Source organism: Curtobacterium sp. WHRI 8282 (genome assembly GCF_040223925.2).
In the GTDB taxonomy this organism is placed as follows: Bacteria; Actinomycetota; Actinomycetes; order Actinomycetales; family Microbacteriaceae; genus Curtobacterium; species Curtobacterium flaccumfaciens.
This window is the reverse complement of sequence record NZ_JBEHCD020000001.1, coordinates 637,892-653,729: the sequence shown is the minus strand read 5'-3', so window position 1 is coordinate 653,729 and position 15,838 is coordinate 637,892. Positions and strand designations below refer to the sequence as shown.

Genomic DNA, 15,838 nt, shown 5'->3' with positions numbered 1-15,838 from the left:
ACATGGATGTGAGGTCTTAGCGTAGCCGAGCCGCCGCGGGAGACACCCGCGCGGCAGGAGGAGACACCATGGACATCGCTGGATCGGTCGCACTCGTCACCGGCTCGAACCGCGGCATCGGACGCCGCTTCGCCCTGGAGCTGCTGGAGCGCGGGGCGTCGAAGGTCTACGCGACCGCACGCCGCCCCGAACTCGTCGACGTCGAGGGCGTCGTCGCGCTGCCCCTCGACATCACCGACCAGGCCTCGGTCGACGCGGTGGTCGCAGCCGCGGGCGACGTGACGCTGCTCGTGAACAACGCCGGCATCTCGACGCAGGGCTCCCTGGTGACCGACGACCTGACCATCGTCCGGAAGGCCATGGACACGCACTTCTGGGGCAGCCTGTCGATGATCCGTGCCTTCGCGCCGGTGATCGAGCGGAACGGCGGCGGCGCGATCGTCAACGTGCTGTCGGCACTGTCCTGGTTCGCGGCGCCCGGCGCCGGTGGCTACGCCGCGGCGAAGGCGGCCGAGTGGAACATGACGAACGCCGTCCGCCTGGAGCTCGCCGACCGGGACATCAGCGTGCAGGGACTCCACCTCGGTGCGGCCGACACCGACATGATGGGCGACTACGACGGCCCGAAGACGGACCCGACGGACGTGGCCCGTGCGGCACTCGACGGTGTGGAGCGCGGCGCGGCCGAGGTGCTGGTCGACGACTGGAGCCGGATGGTGAAGGCGTCGCTCGCCGATGCACCGGAGCGCTTCTACGCGCAGATGGCCTGAGCGCCGCGGCGACGCGACGGACAGCTCGGGGTCGCGGCGGGAGGACCGTCGCGACCCCGTCCGTCAGTGGTCTGCCGGTCCTGGTCAGACCGCGTCGGCGCGCAGGAACTCCGCCACCGGGGTCGACCCCGTGTTGAACCGGAAGGTGTTGCCGGCCGTGCCGGGGTTCTCGACCACGTCGGCGACCACGTGCGCCACGTCACCGCGCGGCACCTGGGTGGACGAGCCGTCCCAGTCGACGGAGCCGGTCGGCTCGTCGTCGGTCAGGGTGCTCGGGGCGACGATCGTCCACTGCAGCCCCGAGTCGCGGAGCACCGCGTCGGCGATCATCTTCGACTGCGCGTACGCGAAGAAGTCCTGGTCCTGCGGGATCCCGTGGTCGAGCTGCGAGCCGGACCACGACACCATCACGTAGCGGTCGACGCCGGCCTGCTTCGCCCCCTGGATCGACAGCACCGCAGCGTCGCGGTCGATGGCCCAGGTCCGGTCGACGGAACCGCCACCGGCACCGGCCGACCACACCACGGCGTCGTGCCCGCGGACCAGTTCGGCGAAGTCGTTCAGGGACTGCTGCTGGATGTCCGCGACGTGCGGTTCGCCGCCGTGCGCCCGGATCTCGTCGGACTGGTCGGCGTTCCGGATGACGGAGGTGACCGTGTGTCCGCGCTCGGACAGGATGCGGGTGGCGAGGAGGGCGACCTTGCCGTGGCCGCCGAGGACGATGACGTTGCTCATGCGCCGGACGCTACTCGGGGAGGCTCCGTACCCGGGGAACGCCGGACGTCCGCCCGGCGATCGCCCGCGATGCTCGGAACACCCGAGGTCACCGTGCGTACCGTCGGGGGCAACACGACAGGAGTCACGATGAGCAAGCAGCACGAGCAGCACACCCTGGTCCGCACCCTGGTCCTCGGCATCATGAGCGGCGGCCGGAGCGCCACCCCGCTCGCCGTCCTCGCACTGAACCACGACCGGTCCTCGCTGAAGGGTTCGTGGCAGCAGTGGAAGGTCTTCAGCACCCCGGTCGGCCGTGGGCTGCTCGTCGCCTCCGCCGTCGGTGAGCTCATCGGCGACAAGCTGCCGAAGACCCCGAACCGCATCGCCCCCTCGGCGCTGCTCGGACGTGTCGCGTCCGGTGCCCTCGCCGGCGCCGCACTCGGCACCACGGGCAAGCGTGACCTGCGGATCGAGGGCGCGATCCTCGGTGGCGTCGGTGCCCTCGTCGGCAGCTTCGTCGGCTGGGGTGTGCGCAAGGCCCTCGGGGGCGCCGGCCTGCCCGACCCCGTCGTCGCGCTCGCCGAGGACGCCGCCACCATCGCCGGCTCCGTGAAGGTCATCACCGCCGACTGAGCGCCGGGGGCGCGCTGCGGGCGCGCTTCGCTTGCTCGCCGCGGGCGCGCAGCGGGCGCGCTTCGCTTGCTCGCCGCGGGCGCGCTTCGTGAGCAGGAACGGTCGGGTCGCACCGCCGCACCCGACCGTTCCTGCTCACGATCCGCACGCCTCGGCCTACGGTGGCCCTCATGCACATCGTCGTCATCGGAGCCACCGGCCACATCGGCTCGTTCCTCGTCCCCCGTCTCGTCCGCTCGGGGCACCGCGTCGTCGCCGTCACGCGCGGCACGAGCACCCCGTACGCCGACGCCCCGGAGTGGCAGCAGGTCGAGCGGATCACCGCCGACCGCGAGCAGGAGGACCGTGACGGCACCTTCGGCAGCCGCATCGCCGCGCTCGGTGCCGACGCCGTCGTCGACCTCGTCTGCTTCACCGAGTCCTCGGCCGCAGCGCTGGTCGACGCGCTCCGCGGCACCGGCACGCACCTGGTGCACTGCGGTTCGATCTGGCGCGCCGGTGTCTCGCACGTGCTGCCGATCACCGAGCAGGACGCCACCCCGCCGTTCGGCGACTACGGCGTCCAGAAGGACGCCATCGCCCGGATGCTCAAGGAAGAAACCGCATCAGGCGGTTTGGTCACGACGTCGCTGCACCCCGGTCACATCAGCGGTCCGGGCTGGACGCCGATCGGTCCGCTCGGCAACCTCGACACCTCGGTGCTGACGAAGCTGTCCGCCGGCGAACCGCTCGAGGTCCCCGGTCTCGGCGCCGAGACGATGGCCCACGTGCACGCCGACGATGTCGCGCAGGCGTTCCAGCTCGCGGTCGAGCACCGCGATGCGGCGGCGGGCGAGGACTTCTTCGTCACGGCTCCGACGGCGCTCACCGTGCGCGGGTACGCCCACCTGGCAGCGTCGTGGTTCGGCCAGGAGGCCCGGCTCGACTCCGTCACCTGGGACCGGTTCCGCGAGACCACGGCTCCGGAACACGCTGACGCCAGCTGGGAGCACCTGTCCCGCAGCCAGGTCTTCAGCACCGAGAAGGTGAGTCGTCTGCTCGGCTACGCTCCGGCGTTCACCGCCGAGGAGACCGTGCTGGACGCCGTGCGCTGGCTCGTCGACCACGGCGAGCTCGAGGTCACGAACCCCCTGGTCCGCTGAGCCCCGGGGTCCGGGCCCTGCGGAACCCCTGCGGATGTTATTAGTTGCAGCTATTATGAGTTGTGGGTAATGTCAGCGCCTGGAGATCGACTGGCCGCGCGAGTTCAACGACCAGCTCGATCGTCTCGAGGCCGACACGAGCCCGCGTGGACGGAAGCGCCTGCAGCTCCTGACGTTCATGCTGAAGCGACTCCGAGATCTCGAGGAGGCACCGGTCCAGGACACGGCGATGATCAAGCGGGTCCGCCAGTCACGGAAGCACCTCGTGTGGCGTGTCTCGCATCCCTACGTTCCCGGTGTCGCCCTGCGCGTCATCTGCTGGTTCCCGCCCACTCAGGACCGGGTCGTGGTGGCGCTGTTCTCGGGCGACAAGGCATCGATGGGCGACGTCTTCTACGACACTGTGGGTACCCGAGCCGACCGACTGATCGACCGCTGGCTCGACGAAACGAAGGAACGATGATGGGCAAGAAGGATTTCGTCCGCGGGAACGACCGCGTCGAGCGTCTCCTGAGGCAGCCGGACATCGCGGACGCTGTTGCCGCGCTCGAGACCGAGGCCGACGACCTGGACCGAGTCCACGCGATGAGCCTGGCGATGGTGCGTGAAGCGGGGAAGCGCACGCAAGCCGAGATCGCACACGAGCTCGGTATCAGTCAGGGGGCGGTGTCGCAGATGGAACGGCGCGAGGACATGTTGCTCTCCACTCTCCGGAACTACATCACCGCGACCGGTGCCGAGAACCCACGCATCATCGTCACGGTCAACGGCCGTGACGTCGAGTTGACGATCTGACTCAGGCCCGCTCCGGCTCGACCACGAGCCCGCGGTTCCGGTGCACGACCCAGACCGTCGCGGCGAACCCCGCCAGCACCGCGGCGCCGATCGTGACCGCCGTCCAGCCCCCGGCGTTCCACAGCACCGACGCCAGGGCCGAACCGATCGCGCCGCCGATGAAGTTCGAGGTGACGAACGCCGTGTTGAGCCGGCTCCGCGCGGCCGGGTCGACGGAGAAGAGCCGAGTCTGGTTGAGCACGTTCGCGGCCTGCACGGCGACGTCGAGCAGCAGCACGGCGAGCAGCACCACGACGATCGAGTGCGCACCGATCCCGGCGACGACCAGGGAGACGAGCAGGAGCACGATCGCTCCGCCGGTGACGGGTACCGACAACCCCCGGTCGTGCAGTCGCCCGACCCGCTGCGCCGCCACGGCACCCGCGAGCCCCACCAAGCCGACCAACCCGATGCTGCTGGTGGAGAAGTCGTAGGGGTCGCTGCTCAGCAGGAACGTCAGGGCGGTCCAGAACATCGTGAACACGGCGAACACCGACGAGCTGATCACCAGCGTGACCTGGACGGTCCGGTGGGTCCGGACGGCACGGAACACCGACAGGATGAGCTGCGGGTACGCCACCTTGCCGCGGGCGTCGAGCTCCGGGATGGCCCGCCGCAGCAACACGGCGAGGACGACCGCGACGACGGCGGCGAGGACGTAGATCGCGCGCCACCCGAACGCGTCCGCGACCAGGCCGCTGATCGTCCGCGACACGAGGATGCCGGTGAGCACCCCGGACGCGATCGTGCCGACGACGCGTCCGCGCTGCGCGGGGTCGGCGAGGTCCCCGGCCAGCGGGATGAGGAGCTGCCCCGCGACCGTCGTCAGCCCGACCAGCGCCAGGGCGACCAGGAGCGTCGCGAAGGTCGGTGCGATCGCGGCGAGCAGCAGCGCGACGGCGGAGGCGACGAGCACCCAGGGGATGAGGCGTCGGCGGTCGAGGACGTCCCCGAGCGGCACCACGAGCAGGATGCCGAGGGCGTAGCCGACCTGGGTCAGCGTGACGAGCAGCCCGGCGAGCGACGCCGAGGTGCCGAGCGACGATGCGATGTCGTCGAGCAGCGGCTGCGACCAGTACAGGTTGCCGACCGCTGCTCCCCCGGCGACGGCGAAGAGCAGGGTCCGGCCCCTCGACATCGAGTGGTCCGTGCTCATGCTGCGGGTGCTCCCTCGTTCACGGCGGCCAGGGCGTTCAACGTGCGCGGGTAGCCGATGAGCGGGACGAGCACGGTCAGGACGTCCAGCATCTGCTGGCGGGTGTTCCCGACGTTCAGGTTGCCGGCCACGTGCCCCTGCACCTGCGCGTCGGCCCCGCCGAGCGCCGCGAGCAGCGCGAAGGTCAGGAGTTCACGGGTGGGCAGCGACAGACCGTCCCGGCCGACGGTGTCCCCGAAGCAGTTGCCGGACAGGAACCGCTGGAAGTGCACGGCGTCCGCGGGGGCGTTCTCGTACATGGCGTCGACGCGGGCCGCACCGACGACGGAACCCTGCACCGCTCGGCCGCGCTCGAGCCGGTCCGCCGGGGTCGTCGTCGACTGCCCGGGCAACGGCAGAGCGACCCCGCGGGCGTCGAGCACGGCGTTGGTGATCGACAGGAAGTCACCGACGCGTGCGGAGCCGACGTATGCCACCGCCTGGTAGACGATCTCCTTCGCTTCGGTGGGCGAGAGCGGGCCGTCGAGCGCCGCCTCCAGCAGGTCGCGGAACGCCGTCGGTGCCCCGGCCGTGATCGTCGCACCGAGCTGGACGACCACACGGTCGTGCTCGCTGAGTGAGGCGTTCCGCAGGGTCTCGTCCACGAAGTCGGCGTGGTACCGGGCGAACTCGGGGTCGGTGTCGGCGAAGATCATGTCCTCGACGCTAGGGCCGACCGCGGGGCCGTGACAGGTGCTGTCCTCCCCCCTCAGCCGTCACCGCCGACGGAACAGCTCCCCCAGGTGCCACGGCCCGGGCGCGAGCCGCACGGCTGCCTCGGCTCGAACCCGTTCCTCGAGCTCGCGGTCACGGGTGAGCTCGTGGATCTCCTGCTCGGCGCGCAGCCGGAACCGCAGTCGGCTGACGAACCCGGTCGACGGAGCCGTGATGACGGTCTCGACGGACTCGGTCTCGTTCACGCGTCCTCCGCCGCCGCAGTGGAAGTGGAAGTGGCAGCCGACGCAGCCGCCGCACCGGTCGCACCGGTCGCACCGGCCGCACCGGTCGCGCTCGTCGCCGCGAGGTTCGCCAGCAGCTGCAGCCGTTCCTCGGACGCCGACCCGGGTTCCGTGCCGTACACGACCATGGTCAGCCCCGAGTCCGTGACGAGCTCCATCGTCTCGTAGCTCATGTCGAGATCGCCCACGTCCGGGTGGTGCACGCGCTTGACACCGCTCCGGTGCCGCATCACGTCGTGTGCGGCCCAGCGCCGCCGGAACTCGTCACTGCGGGTGGAGAGTTCCCCGATCAGGTCGGTCAGTCCCTTGTCGTACGGCGAGCGGGCGGCCTCGGCGCGCAGGGCGGCGACCACGTCGCCGGCGACCGCGTCCCAGTCGCGCCAGAACTGCTGGCCGCGCGGGTCGAGGAACGCGAAGCGCGCGGTGTTCGGGGTGCCGGCGGGCGAGAGGAACAGCGGCGAGTACACCGCGCGGGCGAGTGCGTTGCCGGCGAGGAAGTCGAACCGGCCGTTGCGGACCCAGGCGGGGGCGCTGATCGAGTCGAGCACCCGCTGCACGTTCGGCCGGACCTTCGACGTCGGGATCGTCCGGCGTGAGGCACCCGAAGCGTTCTGCAGACGGGCCAGGTCGAACAGGTGCGCGTGCTCGGCATCGTCGAGACGCAGCGCACGGGACAGCGACTCGAGGACGCTCTCGGAGACCCCGGTCAGGTTCCCGCGCTCGAGGCGGACGTAGTAGTCGACGCTCATCCCCGCGACCAGTGCGAGCTCTTCGCGCCGCAGTCCCTTGACGCGGCGGACCCCACCGAAGTCGGGCAGACCGACCTGCTGCGGCGTGACCCGCTCGCGGCGTGTGCGGAGGAAGTCACGCACTTCGCTTCTGGTGTCCATGCGTCCACGGTACGGCCGGCCGGGTGCCGCAAGCAGGGGTTGCTGGTACCCGTCAGCAGGGGGTCGGCGGTCATAGCGTCGTCGGTATGGAGACAGTCACCCTGAACAACGGACTCGAGATCCCAGCCATCGGTTTCGGCGTGTTCCAGAGCGCCCCGGAGGAGACCGTGGACGCTGTCCACACGGCCCTGGAGACCGGGTACCGCCACATCGACACCGCCGCCGCGTACGGCAACGAGCGCGAGGTCGGCGAGGGCATCCGCGCCTCGGGCGTCGACCGCGACGAGATCGTGGTGGAGACCAAGATCTGGGTCTCGGACTACGGCTTCGACGAGACCCTGCACGCCTTCGACAAGGCGACCGGCAAGCTCGGCTTCGACACGATCGACGTGCTGATCCTGCACCAGCCCGCGCCGGACCGCTTCGAGCAGACCGTGCAGGCGTACCGGGCCCTCGAGCGCCTGTACGCCGACGGCCGGGTCCGCGCGATCGGTGTGAGCAACTTCATGCCGCACCACCTGCGCTCCCTGCTCGACCAGTCCGACGTCATCCCGGCGCTCAACCAGGTCGAGCTGCACCCGTACTTCACCCAGCCGGACGTCCAGCGGGCCGACGCCGAGCACGGCATCCTCGACCAGGCGTGGTCCCCCATCGGCGGCATCACGTTCTACCCGGGCTGGGGCGACGAGCGGGTCAGCGTGATGGACGACCCGACGATCGGGTCGATCGCCGAGGCGCACGGCAGGACGCCGGCGCAGGTGATGCTCCGCTGGCACGTGCAGCAGGGGCGGAACGCGATCCCGAAGTCGACGAACCCCGGTCGCATCGCCGAGAACTTCGACGTCTTCGACTTCGCGCTGACGGACGACGAGCTCGCGCGGCTCGACGCCCTGGACACCGGCCGTCGCAACGGCCCGGACCCGGACGGGACGGACACGAGCCGGTTCGACCGGGTGATCCCGGAGATCTGACGCGACCACGAGCGGACGGGAGGCGCGGTGCCCGCCCGCGCCGTCCTCCCTCGCAGGCTCGGTCGGCGCGGCCCGCATGACGCTGGCGCGTCACCGCTGAGCGGGCCGCGCCCGTCAGTGGGGTGGTCGCCACCACCGCCTCAGGCGAGCTGGCGCGCCCGTTCCGCGATGCCCTCGGTCGCCGCCCACGAGGCCAGCACCCGCAGGGCGTCGGCCGTCGGGCTGCCCGGTGTCGCCGGGTAGATCGTGAGCGCGAGCCCCGGGTCCTCGGCGAGTTCGAGCGTCTGGAAGTGGAGTTCGAGCGGCCCCACGACGCTGTGCCGGAACGACTTCACGCCGGCGTAGTGGCGGCGGACGTCGTGCGCTGCCCAGAGGCCGCGGAAGTCGTCGCTCCGCATCGACAGCTCGCCGATCAGCGCGGCGAGGTCCTTGTCGTTCGGCGTCCGGCCCGCTTCGCGGCGCAGGATCGCGACGTTCGTGTGCGCGGCCCGCTGCCAGTCCTGGTAGAAGTTCCGCGCCTGCGGGTCGAGGAAGATGAAGCGCGAGAAGTTCATCGGCCGCGCCGGTGCCGCGACCAGGTCCGAGTGCATCGCGAAGCCGAGCGCGTTCGCGGCGACGATGTCCTGCCGGTTGTTGATGATCATCGCCGGGGCGTCCGTGACCACGTCGAGCAGGTACTGCAGCTCGGGTCGGACGGCAGCGACGGGCACGACACGACCGGCGCGCCGCGGTGTCTCGTTCTGGTGCTGCGACAGGTCGCGCAGGTGCTCCTGCTCGGCGGGGTCGAGCTGCAGGGCCCGGCCGATGGCGTCGAGCACGCTGTCCGAGACTCCCTGCAGGTTGCCGCGCTCGAGCCGCGTGTAGTAATCGATACTGACGCCGGCCAGGCGTGCGACCTCTTCGCGACGCAGCCCGGTGACGCGACGCCGCGTGCCGAAGGTCTCGACGCCGGCCTGCTCGGGGGTGATGCGGGCGCGACGGCTGGAGAGGAAGTCGCGCGCTTCGTCGCGGTGGTTCATGCCGTCACGGTACTTCGCCCCGTCCGGCGCGAGCGAGGGGCTGCGGGAACCCCTTTCACGTGCGCGTGAACGGGACGGAGACGATCCGGTCGTCCCCGCTCGACGGCGTCCCGCGGCCGTCGGTGTTGTTCGTGACGAACCAGAGGGTGTCCGACGGGCCCTCGAGCACCGTGCGGATGCGCCCGAAGTCACCCGCGAAGTACTCCGTCGCGGTGCCGGGGTCATCGGCCGGGACCGACCGGAGCACCTCGCCCCGCAGGTTCGCGACGAACACCGTGTCGTCGACGACGGCGAGGCCACTGGGGGACGCCTCGTCGGTGGACCACTGCTGCACGGGGTCGACGAAGCCCTGGTCCTCGCCACCGGTGCCCTCGACCTCGGGCCAGCCGTAGTTCGACCCGGGTTCGATCACGTTGAGCTCGTCGTGGGTGTTCTCACCGAACTCCGACGCGAACATCGTGCCGTCCGACGACCACCCCATGCCCTGCACGTTGCGGTGCCCGAGGCTCCACACCGGCGACCCGTCGATCGGGTTGTCGGCGGGGACGTCGCCGTCCGGGGTGAGCCGCAGGATCTTGCCCGCGAGCGAGTCCTCGTCCTGCGCGTCCGTGCTCGCACCGGCGTCCCCGACGCTGGCGTAGAGCATGTCGTCGGGCCCGAACGCGATCCGGCCGCCGTCGTGGAACGTGTTCTTCGGCAGGCCGTCGATGATCGTCGTCGCGTCCCCGAGCCCCCACGACCCGGTGTCACCGGTCAGCTCGTACCGCTGGATCCGGTTGCCGTCGTCGGCCGTGGAGTACACGAACAGGTCGTCGTCGTGCAGCGCGAGCCCGAGCAGTCCGCCCTCGCCGCCGTGGCTGACACCGTCGACGGTGCCGACCTGGCGGGTGGTGCCGTCGGACCGCAGCTCGAGCACCCGGGCCGAGTCACGCTCGCTGACCAGCGCGTCGCCGTCGTCACCCGTCAGGACCACCGACCAGGGGGCCTCCAGGCCGGTGACCACGTTGGTGGTGTCACCGTCGAGCGCCACCTGACCGGCCGACAGGTCGGCGGGCGCGGTCGCGCGCGCCGACGGACCGCCCCGGTCGGAGCCGTCCCGCTCTGCTCCGTCGCCGCTCGTGCAGGCGGTGAGGGCCAGTGCGGCGACGGCGGCGAGGCCGGCCACCGACCAGAGGCGGCGGCTGCGGGGCGTTCCGGCGGGTGTGTCCACGATGATCCTCCCGGGGTCGTGGGTCGATCACACACGCTGCGTTCGGGAAACCCCTGAGGGGGTCTGACGGCACCTCCCGACGGTGCGCACGGCGGCCTACCGTCGTCGGCATGCAGATCGAACCGAAGCAGCCGACCGTCAAGAACCCGCCCGAGCAGTTCACCGGCGACGTGTACCTCGACGCCATCGCCTCGCCGAAGGAGCCCGGTCAGACGATGACCGTCGCCAAGGTCCGGTTCCTGCCCGGCGCCCGCACCGCGTGGCACTCGCACGCCAAGGGCCAGACCCTGCACGTCACCGAGGGCGTCGCGCTAATGGGCACCCGGGACGGCCGCGTCATCGAGGTGCAGGCTGGACAGACCGTCTACACGCCCGCCGGCGAGGAACACTGGCACGGCGCGACCCCCACCGACTCCATGGAACACCTCGCGATGCTCGAGGCCGCCGACGACCCGGCGACGACCACCACCTGGCTCGAGCACGTGAGCGACGAGGAGTACACCGCATGACCACCATCGCCATCGTCGGGGCCGGCAAGGGCCTCGGCCTCGCCGTCGCCGAGCGCTTCGCCCGTGAGGGCTTCGCCGTCGCCCTGATCTCCCGCAACCAGGACCGGCTGGACGGCCTCGCCGCCGAACTGCGTGAGCGCGGCCACACCGCCGCCGGGTTCGCCGCCAACGTCCGTGACGGGGACTCCCTGCGCACCGCACTCGAGCGCGCCACCGAGCGGCTCGGCCCCATCGAGGTCCTGCAGTACAGCCCGCTCCCCGCCAAGGAGTACATGCGCCCGGTGTTCGAGACCACGGCGGACGACCTGGTCGGCCCGATCGAGTTCTCGGTCTACGGCTCGGTCAACGCCGTCCGCCAGGTGCTGCCCGGCATGCGCGCGATCGGCCACGGCACGATCCTGTTCGTCAACGGCGGCAGCGCGGTCCGACCGGGCGCCCGCGTCACCGGCACCTCCGTCGCCTTCGCGGCCGAGAGCGCCTACGCGCAGCTGCTGCACGACGCCGTCCGCGACGAGGACGTCCACGTCGGCCAGCTCATCATCCCGTTCGGCATCGACGACGGGCAGCCCGAGCACTCCGGGGAGTCCATCGCCGACCGCCTGTGGGCGATCCACACGGAGCGCGGCGACTTCCGCACCTACGCGGAGGCGCTGCCCGAGCTCGCGTGAGCGCGGCGCTCGCCGCTTCGTGAGCAGGAATGGTCGGGTCCGGCACAGCGACCCGACCATTCCTGCTCACCATGTGGCGGACTGGAGGCCCGTGGCGACGCCGCCACGGGCCTCCAGTGGCGTCAGTGCGCCCGTCGCACCGCCACCCGCCGTCGACCCCGCGAGGTCAGCCAGGCCCCGGCCGTCACCACGAGGGGCAGGCCGACCGCGAGCAGGGCCAGCACCGGCCAGTCCGGCACGAAGGGCATGTGGTTCACCCCGACCGGACTCTCGGTGAACCGCAGGGTCAGGGCGCGGATCGGCAGGAGTCCGAGGAGCGTCCCGATCACCGAGCCGACCGTGGCCAGGATCGCCGCCTGCCACGTCGACACCCCTCGGCGCAGGCGTGGTGCGGCACCGATGGCGTCGAGCACCTCGTCGTCCCGCCGGCCGTCGGACCGTGCGAGTCCGATCGCGACCGCCGTCGCACCGATGGTGACGGCCGCCGCCAGTGCGAGCACGATCGCCCGGATGATCGCCTCGTTGTCGACCGGACCGGCTTCGTAGGTGAACGACGGGCCGCTCCACCGTGCACGGTCGTCGCCGCCGAAGCTCTGCCACGCCGAGCTCAGCTCGTCCCACTGGGCCGGCTGGATGTCGTGGGGCAGCGTCGTGACGAGCATGCCGTCGACCACCGGGACGCCGTACCGTTCGGCGGTCGCCTTCGTCATGAAGACGCCGACCTGGATCCGCGGGGTCTGCACGTCGAGCACGGCGGGGATCGAGACGCTGGCCGCCGGTCTGCTCCGCTCGGTGATGGGCTCGCTCTCCCACGTCCGGTCGTGGAAGGTGTCGACGCGGACCGCGCCGTCGTGGGCGTACTCGGGCCAGAGCGACACCGCCCGACCGCCTTCGAGCGCGCTCCGGACGGCGGCGGACGGCCGGTGCCCGGTGAGCACGGCGTAGTCGTCGACGGTCCCGGTCCAGATGTGCGGACTCGACGCGCTCGCCGTGTCCAGGTAGTACGAGCAGCTCATCGTGTCGTTCGCGGGGCAGTCGTACGCGCTCCAGCGGTGCGGGATCGTGACGGTCGAGGGGGTGTCGCCCGGCTGCCCCTGGGCGACACCGAGCACCCGGATGCGGTCCTGGTCGAAGACCCCGGACACCACCTTCGCGGCGTGGGCCGTCAGGTCCGCGTCGTGGCGACCGGTACTGCCGCCGTCCTTCGTCTCGGTCTGCACCTCGGCCGTCGCGACCCCGACCGCCGTGGAGTACTCGTAGCCGCGGACGTACTGGGCCTGGCTCGACGCACTCCACGTGATCACGACCGACGCCACGAACACGACGCTCATCACGCTCGCCAGCACCGGCACCGTGCGGACCGGGTTGCGGCGGGCGTCGCGGGCGGCGAGCCGTGCGGACAGCCCCGCGCGGGAAGTGAGCCGGGTGACCAGGGCGAGCAGCCACGGCGAGCAGATGGCGATGCCGAGCTGCATCAGGCACGGCCCGATCGCGACCCCGGCACCGACGACGTAGGCCCACCGGTCGTGCTGCACCGGGCGGTCGTTGAGCATGAGCACCCCGACACCGCACGCCAGCGTCATCACGGCGCCGAGGACCACGAGCAGCGGTCCCCAGATGCGCCGACGACGGCGGGCCGGACGGCTGACGGGCACCGGACGGAGCGAGCCCCGCAGCGCCGCGAGCACGTTGATCCGGGTGGCGGACCGTGCGGCGACGAGCGCGGAGACGAGTCCGGCGAGCACCCCGGCGGCGGCGATCGACAGCAGCAGGAGCGGCGGCACGTGCAACCCGGGGAACGACACCACGTTGCCGTTGTCGACCAGCCGGAACGCGAGCACGCCGATCCCGGTGCCGGCGGCGACCCCGAGGACCGCGCCGACGAGCCCCAGCACCAGGCCCGACCCGGCGACGATCGTGCGGACGAACCGCTTGTCACCGCCGACGCTCGTGACGATGGCGTACGAGCGGGTGTCCGCCCGGGTGCCGACCAGGAAAGCTGCCCCGGCGAGCAGGGCGACCTCGAACATCGCGAAGACGCCGAGCAACCCCATCGCCCCGAGGTACCAGCCGACTGTCGAGTTCAGCTGCCCACCGGAGAGCCGGGCGTCGGGCGGGTCGAGCACGACCGGACGCGACTGCACGATGATGCCGTGCGCGTTGAGCTGCCGGATCTCCGACCACGTCGGGGCGTCCGACGGCAGGTACACGGTGACGTCGTCGAGCCCGACGTCGTCGGTGGTGTCGGTCGTCGAGAGCGTCGTGCCCCAGGGCAGGAACACCCCCTGCGTCCCCGGGTCCGTCCCCAGGTCGGTCATGGTCCCGGTGATCGTGAAGCGCTTGGTGACCGGGTCGGTCAGGTCCACCGTGTCACCGATCCGCGCCCCGAGGCGGTCGAGCGTCGCCGGCGTGACCATGAGCTCGCTGCGCGTGGTCGGCCTGGAGCCGTCGAGCACGTGCCAGTGGCCCTCGAGCGACGGGTCCCAGACGCTGCCCTCCACCGCGGTCAGTCCGACGGGGCCGTGCGCACCCTGCACCACGACGGGCGTGCCGCCGACCGGGATCGCCAGCGCGCCGTCGGGCACGTGCGCCAGGACGTTCGCGAACGGTGAGTCCTCGTCCGACTTGGTGACGGGGCTGTTCCGCTTCGAGTCGGTGAACTGCCACTGCACCGGGTCCTGCACCATGCCGGGCAGGTCCGGGCCGGACACCCGCATCTGCGCCGATGCCTGGCCGAGGTCGTGGTCGAGCTGCTCGGTCACCGTGGGCTGCGTCGACTGCACCACGACGGCGACGGCGGCGAACCCGGCGGTGGGGATCCCGATGAGCGCGATGATCAGTGCCGCACGGCCCGCTTTCGCGAACGCCAGACGACGCCCCAGACGGAGCGCCGGTCGGAGGGCGAACGGCGTCCGGCCGGTCCCGGCACGCCGACCCCGGCTCACGAGGCGGTCCGGTCCGTCAGTGCCGCCTCGACGCCCGAGTACACGGTCTCGTCGACCACCCGACCGTCGCGCAGGAACACGATGCGGTCCGCCCAGGCCGCGTGCCGGGCGTCGTGCGTCACCAGGAGGGCGCCGGCTCCGGCGTCGACGTGGCGACGGAGCATGCGGAGCACGACCTCGCCGGTCTGCGAGTCGAGGGCTCCGGTCGGCTCGTCGGCGAGCACGAGTCGACGCTCCCCGACCACGCCGCGGGCGATCGCGACGCGCTGCTGCTGTCCGCCGGACAGGTCGTCCGGGTAGGCGTCGGCGCGGTGCGACAGCTCGACGTTGTCCAGCGCGAGTTCCGCGGCGCGGCGGGCCTGCGAGGCCTTCCACCCGTCGAGCTCGAGCGGCAGTGCCACGTTCTCGACCGCGGTCAGCGAGGGGATCAGGTTGAAGTCCTGGAACACGAACCCGATGAGTCGGCGGCGCAGCGCTGCGAGCTCCTTGGCGGGACGGTCGGACACGAAGGCGCCGTCGATCAGCACCTCACCGCTCGTCGGCGGCAGCAGGGTGCCGGCGCAGGCGAGCAGCGTCGACTTGCCCGACCCCGAGGTGCCCATCACGGCCACCATCTCGCCGCGCTCGACCCGCAGGTCGATGCCGGCCAGGGCCGTGACGGCCTTCGCGCCGGAGCCGTAGTGCACGCTCACGGCGTCGAGCTGCAGGAGCGGTGCGGCGGTCACCGTGCGCTCCGCGAAGCGGCAGCGGCAGCGTCGGCACTGGCAGGCGTCGCGGGGTGCTCGTCCGGCCGGTACCGCGCGACACTCGACTCCACGTGGTCGAGCCAGCGCACCTCGGCCTCGGCCTGGAACACCATCGACTCGAGCACGAGCGACCACGCCAGGTCGGTCGACGGGTCGGTCGTCCGCTTCAGCCGCGTCAGGTCCTGCAGGTTCCGGATCGCGGCACCGCGCTGCACCTGCACCAGCCGGGCGACGTCGACCCCGGGGACGGTCACGGCGAGGGCGAACTTGATCGCCAGCTCGTCGCGGCCACGCTTGGCCGGCACGGGCTCGCTGAACCAGCGCGCCACCTCGGCGCGACCCGCGTCCGTCGCCGTGTAGACGACGTGTCCGTCGTCGTCGGCGTCACCGCGGGCCACGAGGCCGTCGCGTTCCAGGCGGTCCAGGGTCGTGTAGACCTGGCCGATGTTCAGCGGCCAGCTGCCGCCGGTGCGGTGCTCGAACTCCCCCCGGAGCTGGTATCCGTAGCCGGGTCCCCCCACCAGCAGCGCGAGTACGCCCATCCGAACGCTCATGACACTTCCCCTGTCCCGGGCCACCGTGGCCATACTGAGTATGCACATACCCGGTATGCCTGCGCAAGCACGGATC

General features: G+C 71.6%; 18 protein-coding genes. 8 read left to right on the top strand and 10 right to left on the bottom strand.

What is annotated here, in order from left to right:
• Window positions 1–68 precede the first annotated feature (68 nt).
• Entirely contained in the window at window positions 69–770 is a 702-nt protein-coding gene (locus tag ABRP24_RS03230) for an SDR family oxidoreductase (RefSeq protein WP_027466873.1), read from the top strand.
• Between the two features lie 84 nt (window positions 771–854).
• Here the strand turns inward: ABRP24_RS03230 and ABRP24_RS03225 are convergent, their stop codons facing one another.
• Window positions 855–1,505: an NAD(P)H-binding protein gene (locus ABRP24_RS03225; protein ID WP_027466872.1), complete on the bottom strand. Its 651-nt coding sequence runs from the start codon at window positions 1,503–1,505 to the stop codon at window positions 855–857.
• Between the two features lie 129 nt (window positions 1,506–1,634).
• Here ABRP24_RS03225 and ABRP24_RS03220 point away from each other — a divergent pair, with 129 nt between their 5' ends.
• From ABRP24_RS03220 to ABRP24_RS03205, 4 genes are all read left to right on the top strand, one after another.
• Window positions 1,635–2,120, top strand: coding sequence for a DUF4126 family protein (locus ABRP24_RS03220; RefSeq protein WP_051597019.1), 486 nt, complete (start codon window positions 1,635–1,637; stop codon window positions 2,118–2,120).
• Between the two features lie 170 nt (window positions 2,121–2,290).
• A complete protein-coding gene (locus tag ABRP24_RS03215; RefSeq protein ID WP_027466870.1) occupies window positions 2,291–3,262 on the top strand; it encodes an NAD(P)-dependent oxidoreductase in 972 nt (323 codons plus the stop codon).
• Window positions 3,263–3,491: 229 nt separating this feature from the next.
• The gene (locus ABRP24_RS03210) at window positions 3,492–3,725 is read left to right on the top strand and encodes a hypothetical protein (protein ID WP_301628830.1); all 234 of its coding nucleotides are present in this window, start codon (window positions 3,492–3,494) and stop codon (window positions 3,723–3,725) included.
• The gene (locus ABRP24_RS03205) at window positions 3,725–4,057 is read left to right on the top strand and encodes a sigma factor-like helix-turn-helix DNA-binding protein (protein ID WP_197019658.1); all 333 of its coding nucleotides are present in this window, start codon (window positions 3,725–3,727) and stop codon (window positions 4,055–4,057) included. Before ABRP24_RS03210 ends, ABRP24_RS03205 begins: the two co-directional genes overlap by 1 nt.
• A gap of 1 nt (window position 4,058) precedes the next feature.
• On the opposite strand, the gene ABRP24_RS03200 is transcribed toward ABRP24_RS03205, so the two are convergent.
• The 4 genes from ABRP24_RS03200 to ABRP24_RS03185 are packed head-to-tail and all read right to left on the bottom strand — an operon-like array spanning window position 4,059 to window position 7,140.
• Window positions 4,059–5,252, bottom strand: coding sequence for an MFS transporter (locus tag ABRP24_RS03200; RefSeq protein WP_035809295.1), 1,194 nt, complete (start codon window positions 5,250–5,252; stop codon window positions 4,059–4,061).
• Complete coding sequence (locus ABRP24_RS03195; protein WP_035809292.1) at window positions 5,249–5,947, bottom strand: carboxymuconolactone decarboxylase family protein; 699 nt, start codon at window positions 5,945–5,947, stop codon at window positions 5,249–5,251. The genes ABRP24_RS03200 and ABRP24_RS03195 overlap by 4 nt, the downstream gene beginning before the upstream one ends.
• Before the next feature lie 60 nt (window positions 5,948–6,007).
• Window positions 6,008–6,211: a hypothetical protein gene (locus tag ABRP24_RS03190; RefSeq protein WP_027466866.1), complete on the bottom strand. Its 204-nt coding sequence runs from the start codon at window positions 6,209–6,211 to the stop codon at window positions 6,008–6,010.
• Complete coding sequence (locus tag ABRP24_RS03185; protein WP_349847605.1) at window positions 6,208–7,140, bottom strand: helix-turn-helix transcriptional regulator; 933 nt, start codon at window positions 7,138–7,140, stop codon at window positions 6,208–6,210. The genes ABRP24_RS03190 and ABRP24_RS03185 overlap by 4 nt, the downstream gene beginning before the upstream one ends.
• Window positions 7,141–7,226: 86 nt before the next feature.
• Between ABRP24_RS03185 and ABRP24_RS03180 the strand changes: the two genes are divergently transcribed.
• Entirely contained in the window at window positions 7,227–8,111 is an 885-nt protein-coding gene (locus ABRP24_RS03180; protein WP_349847606.1) for an aldo/keto reductase, read from the top strand.
• 140 nt (window positions 8,112–8,251) lie between these two features.
• Here the strand turns inward: ABRP24_RS03180 and ABRP24_RS03175 are convergent, their stop codons facing one another.
• Entirely contained in the window at window positions 8,252–9,130 is an 879-nt protein-coding gene (locus ABRP24_RS03175) for a helix-turn-helix transcriptional regulator (RefSeq protein WP_027466864.1), read from the bottom strand.
• Window positions 9,131–9,185: 55 nt separating this feature from the next.
• On the bottom strand, window positions 9,186–10,340 hold the full coding sequence (locus ABRP24_RS03170; protein ID WP_349847607.1) for a PQQ-dependent sugar dehydrogenase: 1,155 nt from the start codon (window positions 10,338–10,340) through the stop codon (window positions 9,186–9,188).
• Between the two features lie 110 nt (window positions 10,341–10,450).
• On the opposite strand from ABRP24_RS03170, the gene ABRP24_RS03165 reads away from it, so the two are divergent.
• The gene (locus ABRP24_RS03165; RefSeq protein WP_349847608.1) at window positions 10,451–10,849 is read left to right on the top strand and encodes a cupin domain-containing protein; all 399 of its coding nucleotides are present in this window, start codon (window positions 10,451–10,453) and stop codon (window positions 10,847–10,849) included.
• The gene (locus ABRP24_RS03160; protein WP_349847609.1) at window positions 10,846–11,517 is read left to right on the top strand and encodes an SDR family NAD(P)-dependent oxidoreductase; all 672 of its coding nucleotides are present in this window, start codon (window positions 10,846–10,848) and stop codon (window positions 11,515–11,517) included. Before ABRP24_RS03165 ends, ABRP24_RS03160 begins: the two co-directional genes overlap by 4 nt.
• A gap of 122 nt (window positions 11,518–11,639) precedes the next feature.
• On the opposite strand, the gene ABRP24_RS03155 is transcribed toward ABRP24_RS03160, so the two are convergent.
• Genes ABRP24_RS03155 through ABRP24_RS03145 form a run of 3 tightly spaced genes read right to left on the bottom strand, consistent with a single transcriptional unit; the run spans window position 11,640 to window position 15,762 of the window.
• The gene (locus ABRP24_RS03155) at window positions 11,640–14,462 is read right to left on the bottom strand and encodes an ABC transporter permease (RefSeq protein ID WP_349847610.1); all 2,823 of its coding nucleotides are present in this window, start codon (window positions 14,460–14,462) and stop codon (window positions 11,640–11,642) included.
• Window positions 14,459–15,187, bottom strand: coding sequence for an ABC transporter ATP-binding protein (locus ABRP24_RS03150; protein ID WP_027466859.1), 729 nt, complete (start codon window positions 15,185–15,187; stop codon window positions 14,459–14,461). The genes ABRP24_RS03155 and ABRP24_RS03150 overlap by 4 nt, the downstream gene beginning before the upstream one ends.
• Window positions 15,184–15,762: a PadR family transcriptional regulator gene (locus ABRP24_RS03145; protein ID WP_232536546.1), complete on the bottom strand. Its 579-nt coding sequence runs from the start codon at window positions 15,760–15,762 to the stop codon at window positions 15,184–15,186. Before ABRP24_RS03145 ends, ABRP24_RS03150 begins: the two co-directional genes overlap by 4 nt.
• Window positions 15,763–15,838: the final 76 nt, after the last annotated feature.